Below are 14,868 nucleotides of genomic sequence, written 5' to 3'. Positions count from 1 at the left end.
GTTAGTCCTCCGCTTTAAATGGTGCTTGGCCTAGTAAGTAGTATTCGCCCACAAAATCTTCTTCATAAAGCTCATCAATCATTTCCTGTGTAAGCCCATAATCTTCTGTTAATTTCTTGTTAATGTAGTCAATTGCCTTTTGCTCGCTGTCGGTAATTAGTTCCGATTCTTGATATGATGCGCTGGTTACAATATATAGATTTTGTCCATCTTTAATTTCCATAGTTAGTCCTCCAATAAGTCTGGATTTTCGTAAATGTTTCCAATTATTTTCACAGTATCTTGATATTCACCATCAGCATTTAGCATTCCATGCAGTTGCCAAATCTTTCCAGATTTCCAAGCGGGATACAGAATCCATTGAGGTGAACCATCTTGTCGCCATTTGACTTCAAAATTTCCCCAATCCCCTTGAGAGGTTGCTCTAACAATATCACCCTCGTAAATCTCAACACCGTTGCTGTCTTTTAAACCTGTGTATTGCATAATTTCAAAGTCATCAATTTCCAATAGGTCTGTACCGTCATAATAATGTACCTTATGAAACCAAAGGCTAGATCCATCTATATTTAGCAGTATTTCTTCATTATTGTTGGAAAACATATATTCACCTTTTAAATTCCACAGTCTAAATTTAATCTCCCTCATTCCCTCTCACGCTCCTGTTTACGAATCTCTAGTGGTGTGTACAGATACTCTTTAATAATTCCCAACAGCTCTGTGAACTTTTTATTTTCGTTGTTACTTAAGAATGTTTCTACGTTCAAGACGTTAACGTTAATCACATAGTTCTCTTGCAAACAATCGAACCATAAAACTGTGTTACCAGCATTGTGTATTTTCACTTCGACTTTACCGTTCCCCCAAACCAACACATCCCAACCTTTGAAAGTAGCAGCTCTACTAAGGTGATGTGCTTTGTCATTGTTCTTAAAATGCAATTCTCGCAATTGATTGATTTTATAAATCAAATTTTCCAACGGTTGTTTTTTAGCTTTTTCTTTTTCTACCTTTTCAGTCAACTTCTTGTTCAACTGACTTAATCCTTTTTCCACATTGTTTGCGGAAGTGTGTATCAATTCTTGCCCCGCATTATTGATGAGTGTTAATCCGTGCTGTTCTTTAATTGCTTTAAAATCACTATCGAATGTGTATTCAGTGCGTATTTTTACTCGACAACCTTTGTCTACGTAACTTTGTAAGTTGTCACCTATTTTGTATCCTTCAATCATTCCTAGTCCTCCTAAAATTGGTATGTGGCTAATTCTGTCGGCTCTTCGTCTTCCCAGGTCACGTCGTCGAAGTTGACGTTTCGAATTTTAGTGGCCATATATGCACTCTCGTTACCTCCGGGCAACCATTCCTCTTCCGCCTTAGTTGGTCTAGTCCCAAAAGCATATAGTGAATTGTCGCCGGTAACATTGTTACCACTATACTTATCCCGTGCAATATACTTATAGCCATCAGCAATTAAATCTTTTACTAAGTTTTCTTTATTGGTGTAGACCTTACCGTCATACACACCTACGCATTTCAACTGTGTCATTTTAAACTCTCCATCCTTTCGTGGTGTTCTCTCATCTCTTGTTCTTTTTCGGCTTCAACCTTGTCTATGCTGGCAAAGGTATTTTTAACTGCTGCTAGGAACAGGGATGTCAACGCAACTGCGGACATAAAGATGATCATTAATACTTTCATAATCCTTTCTCCTTAATTTTGGCAACTTCTGAATATTGCCATTTAAATGGCAACTATATTACAATTCGTCGTCCAGTTTCCCAACATACTTTAGACCCTCTTGTCGCAATGTTTTTAAAGGTCATAAACTGTTTTGTCTTTTTACCTTTTTTCGGCTTAGCTTTGAAGCGGCTACTTGACCGCAACAAGTCATTTCGCAAAACCTTTTTTAGTCTTTGATAGCTTTTCCAATTTGGAATACTTCTAACGCCGGACTCAATCTTTGAAATGTCATCCGCCCTAAGTCCTGTGATGTCTGCCAACTCTCGCTTATTCAAGTGCATTTTTTCCCTGGCGAGTGTGACCGCTTTGGGATTCACGTCGTCGACAGTCTTTTGGTGGCGCTGATACATTTTGATATTCCGTATCTCTTTATAGTCCTTACCGAACAACTCGCTGAGGCCTTCATCAATGCGTGGTGCAATATCGTCAATATGACTATCTCTCAGCCACAATGAGACAGTAGCACCACAGTGTTCTCTCATGCTCACTTGCGTGACACCAAATTCAAACGACAATAATCTATACAATTCTGACGTGCGTATATCCATTTTAATTCCTCCTAGCTTTTTCAATTTCTGCTTTAACTGCTTCCAGTAATTCATCTTGCCCCTGTGCTTTCCCTGAAAGTCGTTTTAAAGCTATCTCGTCAACAGTGCCTTTAGTGATGATATGATGGATGACGACCGGCTCGGTCTGTCCCTGCCTATCTAGTCTTGCGTTAGCCTGCTGATAGTATTCAAGGCTCCAAGTGATCCCAAACCACACCGCGATGTGCCCGCCTGCCTGTAAGTTCAGGCCATGTCCGGCGGATTGTGGGTGGGCAAGCATAATAGGTATCTCCTTGCTATTCCACTTCTTGACGTCGCCGGCTTTAATATCTAACAGTTTCGCTTCAGGAAACTTTTCCAAAATTCGCTTCAAGTCATGCTTGTATTGATAAAAGACTAGTACCGGCTCTCCTTGCGCATCTTCGATAATTCGTTCAAGGGCTTCTAGTTTTTGGTCGTGGATTACTTGGACCTGTCCTTCCTCGTCATAGATAGCACCGTTGGCCATCTGAAGTAGCTTGTTAGAAAGGACCGCCGCATTACTAGCTACCACGTCGCCTTCTTCTAAACTTAAAACGTACTCACGTTCAAGGTACTTGTATTGCTTTAACTCATTTCCGGACATTTCTACTTTGTAGATATTATCGACTCGTGGCGGTAAATCTAAGTGGTCCTTAGCTTTCATTGATACCACGTTGTCACCAATCTTTTCGTAAATCTCCTCTTTAGCTCCTGGAAGTAAGACATAGTCATAGACGATATGGCCACTTGACCTTCCTGGTCTAAAATATTTATGGCGATATTTGGTGATGGTCTTTTCTAAGGATTCTCCCTGGTCAATAATATACATTTGGGGCCAAAGGTCTTGTAAAGTATTTGGCGCAGGTGTACCAGTTAGGCCTATTAGTCGCTTAATCTTCGGTCGGACTTTTCTCAAGGCTTTAAACCGTTGACTACTTTGGTCCTTGAAGCTTGATAGTTCATCAATCACTACCAGATCGAATGGCCAAGACCGCTGATACTTTTCAACTAGCCATTTGACGTTTTCTCGATTAATCAAATAGATATCGACATCTTCAAGTAGTGCTGCTTCACGCTTTGCCTTACTGCCTAACACTTTGGTGTAGGTTAGGTCTTTTAAGTTATCCCATTTATCAATTTCAGCGTCCCACACGGTTTCGGCCACAGACAATGGCGCTATGATCAATATCTTACTAAATTGGCCAAAAGCTTTTAGGTAGGTCAAAGCCGTCAGTGTGGATAATGTTTTCCCCATGCCCATACCTAGGAATAACCCTGAATATGGGTGCTGTAATATCCAGTTAACTGAATACTCCTGATAGCTCCTTAGGTTAACTTCCAATTTTCAACCCACCTTCAATCAGTTTTCGGACAAAGTCGTCTACGCCTCGCTTCGAATCAATCACTTTGACTACCGAACCGTGAGCCTTTAACTTATCGTGCATTTTCAATTGATCCGCCCTGGGCTTTTGGCCGGGTGCTTTCAGTTCCACAAAATGCACTTGTCCCTTTCCGATGATGATTCGGTCAGGTACAGCTCGTGTGCCCGGACTTGTAAATTTCAAACACATATAGCCCAAACGCTGCACTTGTGTCGTGAGATACTTTTCGATTTTCGCTTCTTCCATCTCTGACCCTCCTTTTCAAAATTTCACAAACTTACCAATATTACGTTTACCTATGCACCCTATTTCTAACTTTCTATAAATGCTGTTTAGCATACGCGTACTTACTGTATATATAGTGTATATATGCTATTATTAATTATTTATTTATATATATATAAAAGTAAACAGGTTAACACTAGTAGCCCAAAGCCTCATGGCTGTTAACATCGAGGTGTTAACTTTGGTGTTTACCCAAGTGTTAACCGTTAACTTTTTCAACTTTATTCAGGTTTGCCTAAAAATATAGGGGCGTTAACCTTTTTTTGGTGTTAACTTTTCAAAAACAAAGGTTAACGCCTGATTTCACAAACTTTAGCGACATACATAGACAACTTGGGTGCCATATCCTGGTCCAACTCGCAGCAATCCTTTTGAATTTCCCTTGTATTTCTCCCACCCGTCAAGGTGGCCTAAAACCTGTCTGATATTGCTTTTCTGTTTAGGGTGAGTTCTTAAAGTGTCCACATTGTAGAGTTCGTATAATACTTCAGGCACACTAATGCGGTCGCGTTTAATTCCCCCAGCTTCGTTCAACTGACCTTCAGCTCTATACTCGGAAATATATCTTCCGCGGTCTTCCTTACTACGCGTGTACCAGTCTTCTGTAATTGGGATTTCAAGATAGTCTTCGATTTCACCAACCATAGTATCATCCTCTGTATGCTTAGATTGGGCGTCTTCTGCCAATGCTAAATCTTCGCCAGACAGATACAGTGCTTCACCTTCTAAGTAATAATGCTTGGCCTCCGCCCATAACAAGTTAACGTCTTCCTTAGTTAAATCCCACGGGTGTTTATCGTGTTCTTTCGCGCCTACGTCAACCGGCCAAAAGCGGCGGTTTCCTGTTCTATCGTGCAGAAACTCACCATCATTAGTCGTCCCCCAAAATACACATGTTCTCGGGAAGTACGACTTATGTCGGCCATAAGCCACGCGGAAGCTGTCTTCAGTTTTGGTGATGAAGTTTTTGGTGGCTTCAATGTCTGCTTTTCTAGTCGCGTTCATTTCTCCCATTTCCATGATCCATACACCTTGAATGGCCTCGTAAGCGTCTTTCCCGCGGATATCATCTAAGGAGTTGGAAAACCAACTACCCGCCAACTTACTTGGCAACGTCGACTTCCCTATCCCCTGTGGACCACTTAGTACCAACATTGAGTCGAAGCGAGTACCGGGATGATAAATCCTAGCGACTGCTGCGGTCATGAACTTACGTGTAACCGTCCGAACATAATGTGTGTCTTCGGCACCTTGATAATCAACTAACAATTTTTCAAGTCGCTTGACGCCGTCCCACTCAACGCTGTCTAGGTAATCTCTAACTGGGTTAACCTTATTGCGCTCCATCTCAAGCGTTAACGCGTCATCAATCTTACCTTTGGCCACAATGCCGTACCGCTTTTCTAGGTAGACACGAACACCAGCATCATCTGTATCAGTCCAAAATCGCGTCTCTTTTGTGACTTTTCGCCACGGCAAGTCTCTGTTAACAGTAATACGTTTAGCGAAGTCATCTAAACCAACGGTGCCTTTCAAGCCAAGGTCGTTTCTAAAGATCAGCTCTAAGTTCTTGGCATTGCCTAGAATTTGACCGTTCTTTTTAACGTCCAATTCTTCAAGCCAATCGGTGTTCAGCTCTGAGTCTTCACCTTCAGCGTCGTCGTCCCACACGTCGAAGTCTTCGTTTGCTTGATCCAACTTCTCAGTGACAAGCGTCTTTTTAACCTCTGGCAGTTCTGTCGCGAACTCCTGCATAGCTTGATAAGACGGATACTTGGTCACGTTCGTTTTCGGGTCGATATCTTCATCTAAGTCACCGAACTTGTGTATTCGCACTAGGTCAAAGGCGTTTACTAGTTGCATCCCAACAGGGTCAGTCCCGTGGTGGGAGTAAGCGAACTTATCATCATAGATGACTAGCCCACCACTCGTTGAGCCCTCAGCATACGTCCACCGGTCGTCGTGATTAGTGGGTGCGTAAACATCCGGCAATAATTGTTCAATCGCTGCGGTAATTGGTGCGTACGTTCGGTTGAAAGCGCCTATGACACCTTTCTTTTCAAGTGGGTCACCTTGCTTGTCAGCTTGTTTCTTGTGGACCTCACTCACACGACTAGACACTGGCCAAAATGACGAGTCTTTCCAGTCTTCGTACTCAGCGAGTAGCTTATCCGGGTCCAAGAACGGCAGATCCAAGTAGTCGAATAAGAACTCGGCATCTTTGGCATGACTTGGCCAATACATTAAGCGTTCAGCTTGATAAGTCGTGTCGTCGAAGTAGTCTAAGTTAATTCCAAAGTTTTGGACCCACTTACGGGCTAAAGGCTCATACTCTTCAACTTGTACGACTCTATTTAGCGGAACAATAAAGCGGTATCGTGGTGTTCTACCGGTATGGCTGTGTGTCGTGTAGACGGCCACTGCGAAGTCGGCCATCAGTTGGATATCGTCCCAAAGACTCTTTGGCGCGCTGTCAGCATCAAGGGTTAGGAAAGACCGACTTTGAACGTGGTCAGCCTTACGACGGCCGTTCTTTAGGAAACCACCGACGAAGCCGCCAACGTCCTTAATTTCTGCCTGCCTGCTTTTAGGAGCCTTCTTATATTCAGCAATTGTTTCGTGTGTTTTAGTTGGGGCAGAGAACTTGGTCAACAGGTCTGACCAAGACATTGTCTTGTTTCGCCAAGACACAGACGTTCTCGACTCAGCGACACTTATATTGAGGGAGCCGTCGTATTTTAAATTTTTTGAAACTTCCTGAATTGCGACTTTTTCCACTTTTGTGCCCCCTCCTTTCCATTAATCTTTTTGATAGTATTCAGTCTCGAAGCCTTCAGCAGCTAACGGTAAACCGTCAGCCCAGTCGGGCGTTTGACTTAAAATGTCGTTCATTTCATCCAATGAGTGTTCATCATGCTTACATTCCGCGATCACTTCATCATGTACGTGAAAGACAATTGGGAATCCTGCTGCATTTAAGCGAAGCATGGCTTCAGCTAGTACGTCTCGTGCAGTCGCCTGCACAATGTTTTCCACCAACTTACCGCCATACGTGTCTTCACGTACGAAGTAGACTTTAGATCCTTGCCCTTCATAAGTTATCTTTTGGCCATACTTACCAGGCTCTAGGCGTGGCTTACAGTAGCTGAGCTTGCGCCCTGAGGGCAGTTGGATAAACAAGAAGTCTTCCTTTTTGAAGAACTTTAATCCTTGGTGCCCCCTAACGACTTGGCCACTAGATAGGGCTTTTTTAACGAATCGTTCTGTCTCTTTCCAAAGCTTGACGATATTGCTGTTAGTAGACCGCCACACATCCACCAGGTCTTGCAACTCGTCTTCAGGGATACCCATTTCTAGGGCACCCATTGAAACGAGTGACCCTTTACCACCTTGGTAGCCCAAGGCTAGCGTGGCCACTTTACCACGTTGACGCATGGCCTTACCTTCTGTTGATTTCCAGTCGTATTCTGTGACCGGTCCTAAATCGAACATTTGGGCAGCAGTCGCTTCATATATTTTCCCGTGTTCATTAAAGGCATCTATGACCCATTTCTCCCCGGCATACCAGGCGATCACTCGCGCTTCAATCGCACTGAAGTCTGAGATGATGAAGCGGTGGCCATCTTTGGCCACAATCCCTGTTCGGATAAGTTGCTTCAAGATATCTTGTACGTCTTCGTAGACCATCTCTAAGCTGTCACGTTCGCCCCGCTTCACCAATTCACGGGCGTCGTCTAGGCTAGCGATATAATTACGAGGCAAGTTTTGGACTTGTAGAAGGCGACCTGCCCATCTTCCTGTGCGGTTGGCACCATAGAATTGAAGCAGACCGTGCATCTTACCGTCAGAACGTGTCGCGTCTTGCATCATGACGTACTTCTTGGTGGAAGAGTTAGATAGGCTTAGGCGCGTTTCTAACACCTCTTTCACATCGCCGGTCACTTCACCACTATCAATCATTTCTTGGACGATTTTCTTGCCCAAGGTTTCCATCGAGTGACCTTTCCCTTCCAGCCACTCTTTAAGCTGAGCGACTGAGTTCGGGTTTTCAAGACCAGTTAAAGACTTCATCTTTTCGAGCCCTTCTGCACGCATCTCGTTGTCGATTTCAACAGCTCGATTGGCCAAGTCTAGGTCGATTTTAACGCCGCGGTCATGAACGTGTTGGTCTAAATAGTAGTGTTCCCATTCACGGTCCGGCAACTTGTAAGGCTTTAAGAAGTCACCAATGGCCATCTCAGTGCGAACGTCCTGGCCACAATAAGCCACGAATTTGTTCCATTTCTCAGTGTCATGCTCCGGCAGGTTTCGGGTACGTTGGCCGTTCGCCTTGGTCGGTTTACAGGGTTTTGAAAAGTAATTAATCAGTTGTGTTCCGGCTGCGTCCTTTTGTTCTTCAAGACCAAGATATTCAGCGCAACGTTTCAAGCTACCAGGCAGTCCCAGTTCGTCCGCCCACACCTTCGTGCATTCCCATTGTTCGGGAGGCAGGTACTTGTCCTCATCACCGAACAAATGTTTTGATAAACACACTCGTTCAAAGGACGCATTGTAGGCAATTTTCTTAATGCTCGGGTCTTTCAAAGCTTCAATGATATCTTCAGGCAAGCTAGTCTTTGTCAGATCAAGTTCAACTGTTTCGCCGCCGTCGACGGCATAAGCGAAAATCAATACTTCAAAGTTTGGCGTGTCTACATACTTGTAAACACCGTTACTGATTTCATTGTCTGAGTATGTTTCGATATCTATGTTCAGTGTCTTCATTTCTTCACCTTGTTTCTGTCACGCTCTCTAGCCATTTCTCGTTCTATCAGCACGTCAGTCAGCAGCTGTACACCGCCGAAAATGAAGGCGCCGACAACTACAATAATGAGCAAAGCAATACCAAAACGGACAGCGAACAACGTTAGTAAATCCATAGTGTTATCCTCCTTAATTTAATAAAGGGAGCCGAAGCCCCCTATTCAGTTTTCCTTACATCATGTCATCAAAATCTTCGTCATCTTCCCATTCGTCGAAGTCAGACTCTGCTGAAGCACGACCGCCGAGGAACTCACCCTTTTCAATAATTTGGATATTGTTTAGACCGGCTGTGATACCTTTGTTACCCATGTGGTTAAAAGCGTAGAAGTTGATTGAAGCGCGGGCATACACACCTGAGTACACTTCTTCAGGATCATCAGTCTTGTTTTTGTACTTATCAATAATGCCCGGCTTATTTTTGCTTGAAACGTTGATAAACATCATGCCTGCGTATTCAGGGTTTTCCTCCGCGTCATACTCTTCATCACCGTCGCGAAGAGTGACTTTCACTTTGTCACGTTTAACACCTTTTAAGCGACCGTCCTTTTCGGCTTCGAAAGCTGCATCAATTGCTTTGTTGATAGCTTTTAAGTTGCCATCTACATCATCTTTAGGGATTAAAAGTACTACTGAGTATTTAGGCTCTTGTCCTTCAAAACCTTTTGGCTCTAATAAGTTTGCGTAGCTTAGACGAACTTTTCCTGTGATTACTTTAGTACCGTTTACTTTTGCGTTTGCTGCCATAATTAAAATCTCCTTCTGCCTTTTCGGCTAAAAAATCTTTAGTTACATTGTTTTCTAAATTTCTTCCCAATAACAGGCCGGGCATACCGCGTACCCGAAACCAACATTATTGTGGTAGTGTCTCGACGTGTAGCACTCACCGAAAGCTTTTGGTTGGCCACAATTGGCGCAAGCGACTACCTTATCCATATCCTCTTCATATAGCGAAGCTTCATCCGATATTTCCACGTCGTCATATTTCTCAGCATCTTCATCCCATTTCAGTGCTTTCATTGCTAAACCTCCTAGCTGAAATCGTCCACTGCAGACTGTGTCGAGTTGAGTGCAGGTCGCTTATCTTTCTCAGGCACAAGCGTAGGCTTACCGGTAGGCTTAATGATTAGATCACTGGCCACCTCATTGAAGTGGGTTTTGCCGACTAATTTCTCTAACTGACCAAGAGGTAGTAAAGCTTGAGGCTTGTAGATATCCTCATAGCCTTCAACTCGCAAGCGTTCAGCAAGTTCTTCGTCATTAGTAATCTTGCGGTTGCTACGTCCTTCAACGACTTTAAAGCCTGGGAAGTCTGCGCCGTGGTTTAGTGCTTGGTCTAAAGCGTAGAACTCGACGTCTTCAATCCACTTCTTAATCTCACTCGCTTGCGCTAAGATTTCTGCAATTTCGCTGTTACTAAGAAGCGCAGGCTCTTCACTGTTGAATTTGTCGGTAAGCTCAAAGTTCTTTTCAGCGCGTGGCCGGAGTTGCGCACGCACTTTAGAGAAGCGGACCACGTCTTCTGTGATTGTCCACTCACCTTGACCTTCGTAGGCTTGCTGAGCTCGAGGTGCTACATAGTTGTCCGCCCAATAAAGCAGCTCTTCTGTCTCGATTTCAAAAGTCGAAACATTGTCTAAACGGGGCTGAACGATTGTCATCCGGACCTTTTCGAATCCGTAAGCGATATCGTATAGGTCGTAAGCACCAAGCGCATAAAGCATAAGCTGTGGGTTTTGGTAAGCACTAACTGGTACGCCTTTACCGTATTTCAAGTCAATAATTTCAATGACCTTATCTGTCACGATAACTACGTCAGAAGTACCGAAAGCTTCAGGTACCCACCGGCTTAGGTCTGTACGCACTTCAAGCTCCATTTGCGCACTGTCGTAGCTGTTGTAGCGTTCGATTACCATGTCACGGTATAAGTCCGTCATCTCTTCCATTTCTTCGTTATAGTATTCTGATTTTTTCTTGAAGTTGTTAATTTTCGTTTTGACACGCTTGCCTAGAAACTCTTGAAGCTTTAATTCAGCTAAGGCATGAGCGTCCGTTCCTTCTAACGTATAGGACGTCTGCTTATCCGGCACGCCTTGTTCTAGCGAGATGATAGGCGGACAAGTCAGCCACCGTACCGCTGAACTAGCACTTAGATATGCGTGTTGAGTAGGACTGGCCATAGTTAATCACCAATACTTTCCAACTCGGCTTTGACGGTTGCGAAGTCTTCTTCTTTTAGTTCTGACACACGTTTAACGCCGTGATTTTTCAAGATTTCGGCTGCGTCACTCTTGTGTTCCGGTTGTTCCCGAAGGATTTTAGCTAAAGCGTTTTGGACGTCACTTAGCTTCACATTTTCAGCTTTAGGAGCTTCCGCTACTTCTTCCGCAGGCGCTTCAGCCGGTTTCTCTTCTACCGGCTCAGGTTTAGCTTTAGCTTTTGGTGCCGGTTTCTGCTTTGTTTCAGCTTTGGGCGCTTCAGGGTTGGCCACTGCTTCAGCGATTGCTTGAACAGCTTCTTGGTTAACTGTTGGTGTAGCTTGAGCTGTTAACTCTTGCAGGTCAATGAAAACTTCTTTGGCTGAGTCGCCAGTAACTTTAATTTCGATCATGTGTTAAACTCCTTTTCGTGTTATAATTTAGGTGACAAACATTTAAAGTTTTTTCAAGCGCCTACTGCAATAGGTGCTTTTTTTATTTTTTGATTCGCAATTTAATCACTCCCTTCAATGCCTAAGTAATTAACTGTAATTTTCTGGCTCTCGAATTCTGATTGGTGCGATTGCGATCATAACTTTGTCATAGCAAAAGTAAAGGATACTAACAGCACTTAAGTCTTGCTGATATAAAGGCACATAGGTGGCACCGACAGATTTTAAAAATGACAATGTGTGATATAGATAGTCAAGATCAATACCAAAGTGCGTCGCGTTAAACTTGCCGTAAGCATCGTGGATAGACGCTGATACTTCGTCATTCTCGGCCAGCGCATCCTCATGGCGAGCAGTAACCTTAATCGCTTTACTTGTCACAGTGACTTTAGTAAGCCCTGGTTTATCGCACGATTTTTGCAAAGGCGAAATCGCTGCAAGTAAATCTTTGACAGGGATATAGCCCACAAGGTCTGATTCATAAAAATCATCAGGACCTTTTATCAACCGAGAGATACCTGGGTACATAACTTCTTGGTCAATAATCTGACTAGTTTTTACGTCATAGTAGCCCGGCTCAAAATCACCAGTAACCACTTTAGGCGCATATAAAATCACATTGCTTTGTGTGTAATGAAAATCACCATCTTCGTTAAGTCCATACACACCGCCAAAAGTGTTTAACTCTTTAGGCTCAAAGCTCTGTTTCTGTTCCTTATGCCATTTGCGTTGTTCTGCATTCTGCTTACGTAAGTATTTCGCATCTTTAGCACGTACGCGCTTTGCGAATAGTTTTGCTTTTTCAAGCACTTTAGTGTCATTTAAATTAGTATCTGTCATCTTGATATCCCTCCTCCAACGCGCTTGCAGGTAGCTGTGATACTAGGTTCTTCAGCTCATTCAATACAAAGTCAACGTCTTTATATCTGCCGTACGGGACGCGTACCGACCAGTCACAGGCGTGAGCACAATCAAAGCCAATCAAGTTGGTTTTAGGATTAGTGATATGAGTAAGTCCGTCGTTCCATGTCACACCACCGTGCACGTCCAGTTCGTTTGGATCAGATACGCAAGCTTCAACATATCCGCACAAGTGACCACCACTTATAGCGCTAGTTCGGTGGACGTAACATTGGTGGCCGTCAATGATGGTTTCGAGTGTTTCATCAAAACCTAAAATTTCTAAGTCTGCTTTAAATCTATCTAGCTCGGTCATCTTGATACGCCTCCCAATCTTCTTCGTCATAAGTTTCAAACCCATTAGTCGATTGATACATTTTGATAAAAGCTAATGCAGCTATAACTGCCCATCCGGCAAACCAATAAAAGCCTTTCCCAAACTCTGACGTAAGAATAATCATCAGCCCCGCAAGAGTTTCAATAGCGGACCAAATAGCGCTTTTTGTTTCAAGTTTCATTTTCAAACTCCTTTCTATCTATACCTGTTCTCGTCCTTCCATTGAAGGAAACACAAGAATGTCTCGTAGTTTACAAAAGTCGTAGAGTGCCCGGGCTTGAGTATTCCGCTGCTGAACTCAGACATACTCTCCATCTCTTTGACGTAAGCTTTCGCTGTGCTAGCCGACAAGCCTACGAACAATTCGGGAAGTAGCCCCAGTCGATACCAGACACCCTTATCGACTTTCTCCTTAATTTCTATTTGCAATTCGGTCACCTCTTTTCCGTACTTAAAGTGCGGTATAGATTAAAAAATTAAGGCTTGATAACATCTGCGTTGACCTTGAAAGCGTAGGCAATTGCGTATAAGTGTAAGTTTTTAATTTCCACTTTATTGTTTTCCCAGTCTGACACAGTTTTGACAGACACACCAAGCTCTTGCGCTAGTGCTTCTTGAGACAATCCTTTTAGATCTCTAATTTGTCGGATTGTATATTGTTCAGGCATATAATCAACTCCTTTCTTTGTTGAATCAAATATACCGCACTTTAAGTAGCGAGTCAACACTTTAAGTGTAAAATGTTTTATTTTTTTCTAGGTATAGCTACACTTTTCTACACTTTTAGTGTACAATAGGTATCAGAAAGGAGTGATTTATATGGAAGAAAAAACAACGGCACAAACGCAAAGAAATATTTTAGCTAGCAATTTAAAAGAATTGGCAGACAAGAAAAGAGTCACACAAGCGGATATTGTCAGGGATTTAGAATTAAGCGAATCTACTGTTCGAAGTTGGTTCAATGGTGAGAAATACCCACGAATTCAGAAACTGCAATTATTAGCCGAATATTTTAATGTACCACGTTCACGACTAACCGAAAAACGTGCAGAAAACTTATCAATCGCAACTTTGAAACGTATTCCAGTCTTAGGTGAAATTGCTTGCGGTGATCCAATAACCGCTGATGAAAACATCATTGATTATCGCGATGAGATCGCTGAACAATTGCCTACTGGCGATTTATTTTATTTAAAAGCGAAAGGTGAAAGTATGTCACCTACAATTACAAATGGAAGTTATGTACTAATTAAAGCTCAACCGAATGTTGAAAACGGCGAAATCGCAGCAGTATTAGTAAATGGCGATACAGAAGCTACTTTAAAAAGAGTGAAACGTCAAGGTGATATTGTAATGCTGGTTGCTGATAATCCAGAGTATATGCCTTATGTAATCACTAAAGACAATCCAGCTAGAATTATTGGGAAAGCAATCAAGATGAGTGTAGATTTATAATAAAAAAGCCCTACCAGTCAGTTAGATTGGTAGGACGTTTATTGGTTAAATATATTATATCATATAGGAGGTTTTTTGGGTTATGAAGAAATTAGCTTTATTAGGTATGTCTATATTCTTATTGGGTGCTTGTGGGAATAATGTGCAGGAGGAAGTAGAAGCAGATACAGAGTCATCATCTTCAGAAGAAGTTGCTGAGACTGCTACTAGCGGAACAATTACTGTTAATTCTGACGCACCGAACGAAGTAGAAACAGTCGGACAGACGACTAAAAAATTTGATACAGACTTTACGCTTAAAAAGATTTCTAAAATTGACGGTACTGCAACTTTGGCTGAGGGCCTAGACTTAACTTTTGATGACTTAAAAATATATCAAATGGGTGCTGTCCCTTCTATTGAAGGTGAAGATGAGCTAAATCAAAAGATACAAGAACAGTTTGATCGTTTTGGTATTAAAGAGGGAGATTACTTTTTAGAGATTAAATACCACTTGGCCAATAAAACAGATCAAGATTTAGTAGACCCATACCCGTCGCAGATTTTCACTACAACTGGTGAAGAAGTAGACATGACTAAAATTGAGTCTGAGGGCAGTTATGATTTAGCAAAAGATGCCGGGGCGAACTTCGAAGCGCTGTATAAACTTAAAGATCCAGAGATTAAAGGCGTAACACTCCACTTTGATATCAAAGATAATGAGTTATTTGAAACGGTAGCAACAGAGCCCGTTGATGTTAACTTTTAAAA

At 42.7% G+C, this 14,868-nt stretch carries 21 protein-coding genes; 2 read left to right on the top strand and 19 right to left on the bottom strand.

The window, feature by feature from the left end; all coding sequences use genetic code 11:
- Position 1 precedes the first annotated feature (1 nt).
- The 19 genes from B2V22_RS06120 to B2V22_RS06030 form a co-directional block, all read right to left on the bottom strand.
- Entirely contained in the window at positions 2-223 is a 222-nt protein-coding gene (locus B2V22_RS06120) for a hypothetical protein (protein WP_290491124.1), read from the bottom strand.
- Between the two features lie 2 nt (positions 224-225).
- Entirely contained in the window at positions 226-648 is a 423-nt protein-coding gene (locus B2V22_RS06115) for a YopX family protein (protein WP_290491122.1), read from the bottom strand.
- The gene (locus B2V22_RS06110; protein ID WP_290491120.1) at positions 645-1,232 is read right to left on the bottom strand and encodes a hypothetical protein; all 588 of its coding nucleotides are present in this window, start codon (positions 1,230-1,232) and stop codon (positions 645-647) included. The genes B2V22_RS06115 and B2V22_RS06110 overlap by 4 nt, the downstream gene beginning before the upstream one ends.
- Before the next feature lie 11 nt (positions 1,233-1,243).
- The gene (locus B2V22_RS06105; RefSeq protein WP_290491118.1) at positions 1,244-1,546 is read right to left on the bottom strand and encodes a hypothetical protein; all 303 of its coding nucleotides are present in this window, start codon (positions 1,544-1,546) and stop codon (positions 1,244-1,246) included.
- Complete coding sequence (locus B2V22_RS06100) at positions 1,543-1,698, bottom strand: hypothetical protein (RefSeq protein WP_290491116.1); 156 nt, start codon at positions 1,696-1,698, stop codon at positions 1,543-1,545. Before B2V22_RS06100 ends, B2V22_RS06105 begins: the two co-directional genes overlap by 4 nt.
- Positions 1,699-1,751: 53 nt before the next feature.
- Positions 1,752-2,288 carry a hypothetical protein gene (locus B2V22_RS06095; RefSeq protein ID WP_290491114.1) on the bottom strand — a complete coding sequence of 179 codons (537 nt, stop codon included), beginning with the start codon at positions 2,286-2,288 and terminating at the stop codon, positions 1,752-1,754.
- Between the two features lies 1 nt (position 2,289).
- Complete coding sequence (locus B2V22_RS06090) at positions 2,290-3,651, bottom strand: DEAD/DEAH box helicase (protein WP_349680116.1); 1,362 nt, start codon at positions 3,649-3,651, stop codon at positions 2,290-2,292.
- Positions 3,641-3,937: a VRR-NUC domain-containing protein gene (locus B2V22_RS06085; protein WP_290491113.1), complete on the bottom strand. Its 297-nt coding sequence runs from the start codon at positions 3,935-3,937 to the stop codon at positions 3,641-3,643. Before B2V22_RS06085 ends, B2V22_RS06090 begins: the two co-directional genes overlap by 11 nt.
- A gap of 351 nt (positions 3,938-4,288) precedes the next feature.
- Positions 4,289-6,754 (bottom strand): virulence-associated E family protein, encoded by a 2,466-nt coding sequence (locus B2V22_RS06080; RefSeq protein WP_313551964.1) that lies wholly within the window; start codon positions 6,752-6,754, stop codon positions 4,289-4,291.
- Positions 6,755-6,775: 21 nt separating this feature from the next.
- Entirely contained in the window at positions 6,776-8,740 is a 1,965-nt protein-coding gene (locus B2V22_RS06075; RefSeq protein WP_290491111.1) for a DNA polymerase, read from the bottom strand.
- Positions 8,737-8,895, bottom strand: a complete 159-nt coding sequence (locus B2V22_RS06070; protein WP_290491109.1) for a hypothetical protein — start codon at positions 8,893-8,895, stop codon at positions 8,737-8,739. Before B2V22_RS06070 ends, B2V22_RS06075 begins: the two co-directional genes overlap by 4 nt.
- Positions 8,896-8,950: 55 nt before the next feature.
- Complete coding sequence (locus B2V22_RS06065) at positions 8,951-9,523, bottom strand: DUF2815 family protein (protein ID WP_290491107.1); 573 nt, start codon at positions 9,521-9,523, stop codon at positions 8,951-8,953.
- Positions 9,524-9,577: 54 nt separating this feature from the next.
- Positions 9,578-9,796 (bottom strand): hypothetical protein, encoded by a 219-nt coding sequence (locus B2V22_RS06060; protein WP_290491106.1) that lies wholly within the window; start codon positions 9,794-9,796, stop codon positions 9,578-9,580.
- 11 nt (positions 9,797-9,807) lie between these two features.
- Positions 9,808-10,956, bottom strand: a complete 1,149-nt coding sequence (locus tag B2V22_RS06055) for a DUF2800 domain-containing protein (RefSeq protein ID WP_290491104.1) — start codon at positions 10,954-10,956, stop codon at positions 9,808-9,810.
- 2 nt (positions 10,957-10,958) lie between these two features.
- Positions 10,959-11,387, bottom strand: a complete 429-nt coding sequence (locus tag B2V22_RS06050; RefSeq protein WP_290491102.1) for a hypothetical protein — start codon at positions 11,385-11,387, stop codon at positions 10,959-10,961.
- Positions 11,388-11,516: 129 nt separating this feature from the next.
- A complete protein-coding gene (locus tag B2V22_RS06045) occupies positions 11,517-12,266 on the bottom strand; it encodes a hypothetical protein (protein ID WP_290491100.1) in 750 nt (249 codons plus the stop codon).
- Complete coding sequence (locus B2V22_RS06040; RefSeq protein WP_290491098.1) at positions 12,253-12,642, bottom strand: hypothetical protein; 390 nt, start codon at positions 12,640-12,642, stop codon at positions 12,253-12,255. Before B2V22_RS06040 ends, B2V22_RS06045 begins: the two co-directional genes overlap by 14 nt.
- Positions 12,626-12,844, bottom strand: coding sequence for a hypothetical protein (locus B2V22_RS06035; protein ID WP_290491097.1), 219 nt, complete (start codon positions 12,842-12,844; stop codon positions 12,626-12,628). Before B2V22_RS06035 ends, B2V22_RS06040 begins: the two co-directional genes overlap by 17 nt.
- Positions 12,845-13,139: 295 nt before the next feature.
- A complete protein-coding gene (locus tag B2V22_RS06030; protein WP_290491095.1) occupies positions 13,140-13,331 on the bottom strand; it encodes a helix-turn-helix domain-containing protein in 192 nt (63 codons plus the stop codon).
- Between the two features lie 151 nt (positions 13,332-13,482).
- On the opposite strand from B2V22_RS06030, the gene B2V22_RS06025 reads away from it, so the two are divergent.
- On the top strand, positions 13,483-14,118 hold the full coding sequence (locus tag B2V22_RS06025; protein WP_290491093.1) for a LexA family protein: 636 nt from the start codon (positions 13,483-13,485) through the stop codon (positions 14,116-14,118).
- Positions 14,119-14,200: 82 nt separating this feature from the next.
- Positions 14,201-14,866 carry a hypothetical protein gene (locus B2V22_RS06020; RefSeq protein ID WP_290491091.1) on the top strand — a complete coding sequence of 222 codons (666 nt, stop codon included), beginning with the start codon at positions 14,201-14,203 and terminating at the stop codon, positions 14,864-14,866.
- Positions 14,867-14,868 lie beyond the last annotated feature (2 nt).

The organism is Aerococcus sp. UBA6277, from assembly GCF_002440555.1.
In the GTDB taxonomy this organism is placed as follows: Bacteria; Bacillota; Bacilli; order Lactobacillales; family Aerococcaceae; genus Aerococcus.
This window is presented reverse-complemented; position numbering and strand designations above follow the sequence as displayed.

Bases quoted from the DNA above. Each gene is read 5' to 3' on its own strand.
- B2V22_RS06120 (WP_290491124.1), bottom strand. From the start codon at position 223: ATGGAAATTAAAGATGGACAAAATCTATATATTGTAACCAGCGCATCA.
- B2V22_RS06115 (WP_290491122.1), bottom strand. From the start codon at position 648: ATGAGGGAGATTAAATTTAGACTGTGGAATTTAAAAGGTGAATATATG.
- B2V22_RS06110 (WP_290491120.1), bottom strand. From the start codon at position 1,232: ATGATTGAAGGATACAAAATAGGTGACAACTTACAAAGTTACGTAGAC.
- B2V22_RS06105 (WP_290491118.1), bottom strand. From the start codon at position 1,546: ATGACACAGTTGAAATGCGTAGGTGTGTATGACGGTAAGGTCTACACC.
- B2V22_RS06100 (WP_290491116.1), bottom strand. From the start codon at position 1,698: ATGAAAGTATTAATGATCATCTTTATGTCCGCAGTTGCGTTGACATCC.
- B2V22_RS06095 (WP_290491114.1), bottom strand. From the start codon at position 2,288: ATGGATATACGCACGTCAGAATTGTATAGATTATTGTCGTTTGAATTT.
- B2V22_RS06085 (WP_290491113.1), bottom strand. From the start codon at position 3,937: ATGGAAGAAGCGAAAATCGAAAAGTATCTCACGACACAAGTGCAGCGT.
- B2V22_RS06075 (WP_290491111.1), bottom strand. From the start codon at position 8,740: ATGAAGACACTGAACATAGATATCGAAACATACTCAGACAATGAAATC.
- B2V22_RS06070 (WP_290491109.1), bottom strand. From the start codon at position 8,895: ATGGATTTACTAACGTTGTTCGCTGTCCGTTTTGGTATTGCTTTGCTC.
- B2V22_RS06065 (WP_290491107.1), bottom strand. From the start codon at position 9,523: ATGGCAGCAAACGCAAAAGTAAACGGTACTAAAGTAATCACAGGAAAA.
- B2V22_RS06060 (WP_290491106.1), bottom strand. From the start codon at position 9,796: ATGAAAGCACTGAAATGGGATGAAGATGCTGAGAAATATGACGACGTG.
- B2V22_RS06055 (WP_290491104.1), bottom strand. From the start codon at position 10,956: ATGGCCAGTCCTACTCAACACGCATATCTAAGTGCTAGTTCAGCGGTA.
- B2V22_RS06050 (WP_290491102.1), bottom strand. From the start codon at position 11,387: ATGATCGAAATTAAAGTTACTGGCGACTCAGCCAAAGAAGTTTTCATT.
- B2V22_RS06045 (WP_290491100.1), bottom strand. From the start codon at position 12,266: ATGACAGATACTAATTTAAATGACACTAAAGTGCTTGAAAAAGCAAAA.
- B2V22_RS06040 (WP_290491098.1), bottom strand. From the start codon at position 12,642: ATGACCGAGCTAGATAGATTTAAAGCAGACTTAGAAATTTTAGGTTTT.
- B2V22_RS06035 (WP_290491097.1), bottom strand. From the start codon at position 12,844: ATGAAACTTGAAACAAAAAGCGCTATTTGGTCCGCTATTGAAACTCTT.
- B2V22_RS06030 (WP_290491095.1), bottom strand. From the start codon at position 13,331: ATGCCTGAACAATATACAATCCGACAAATTAGAGATCTAAAAGGATTG.
- B2V22_RS06025 (WP_290491093.1), top strand. From the start codon at position 13,483: ATGGAAGAAAAAACAACGGCACAAACGCAAAGAAATATTTTAGCTAGC.
- B2V22_RS06020 (WP_290491091.1), top strand. From the start codon at position 14,201: ATGAAGAAATTAGCTTTATTAGGTATGTCTATATTCTTATTGGGTGCT.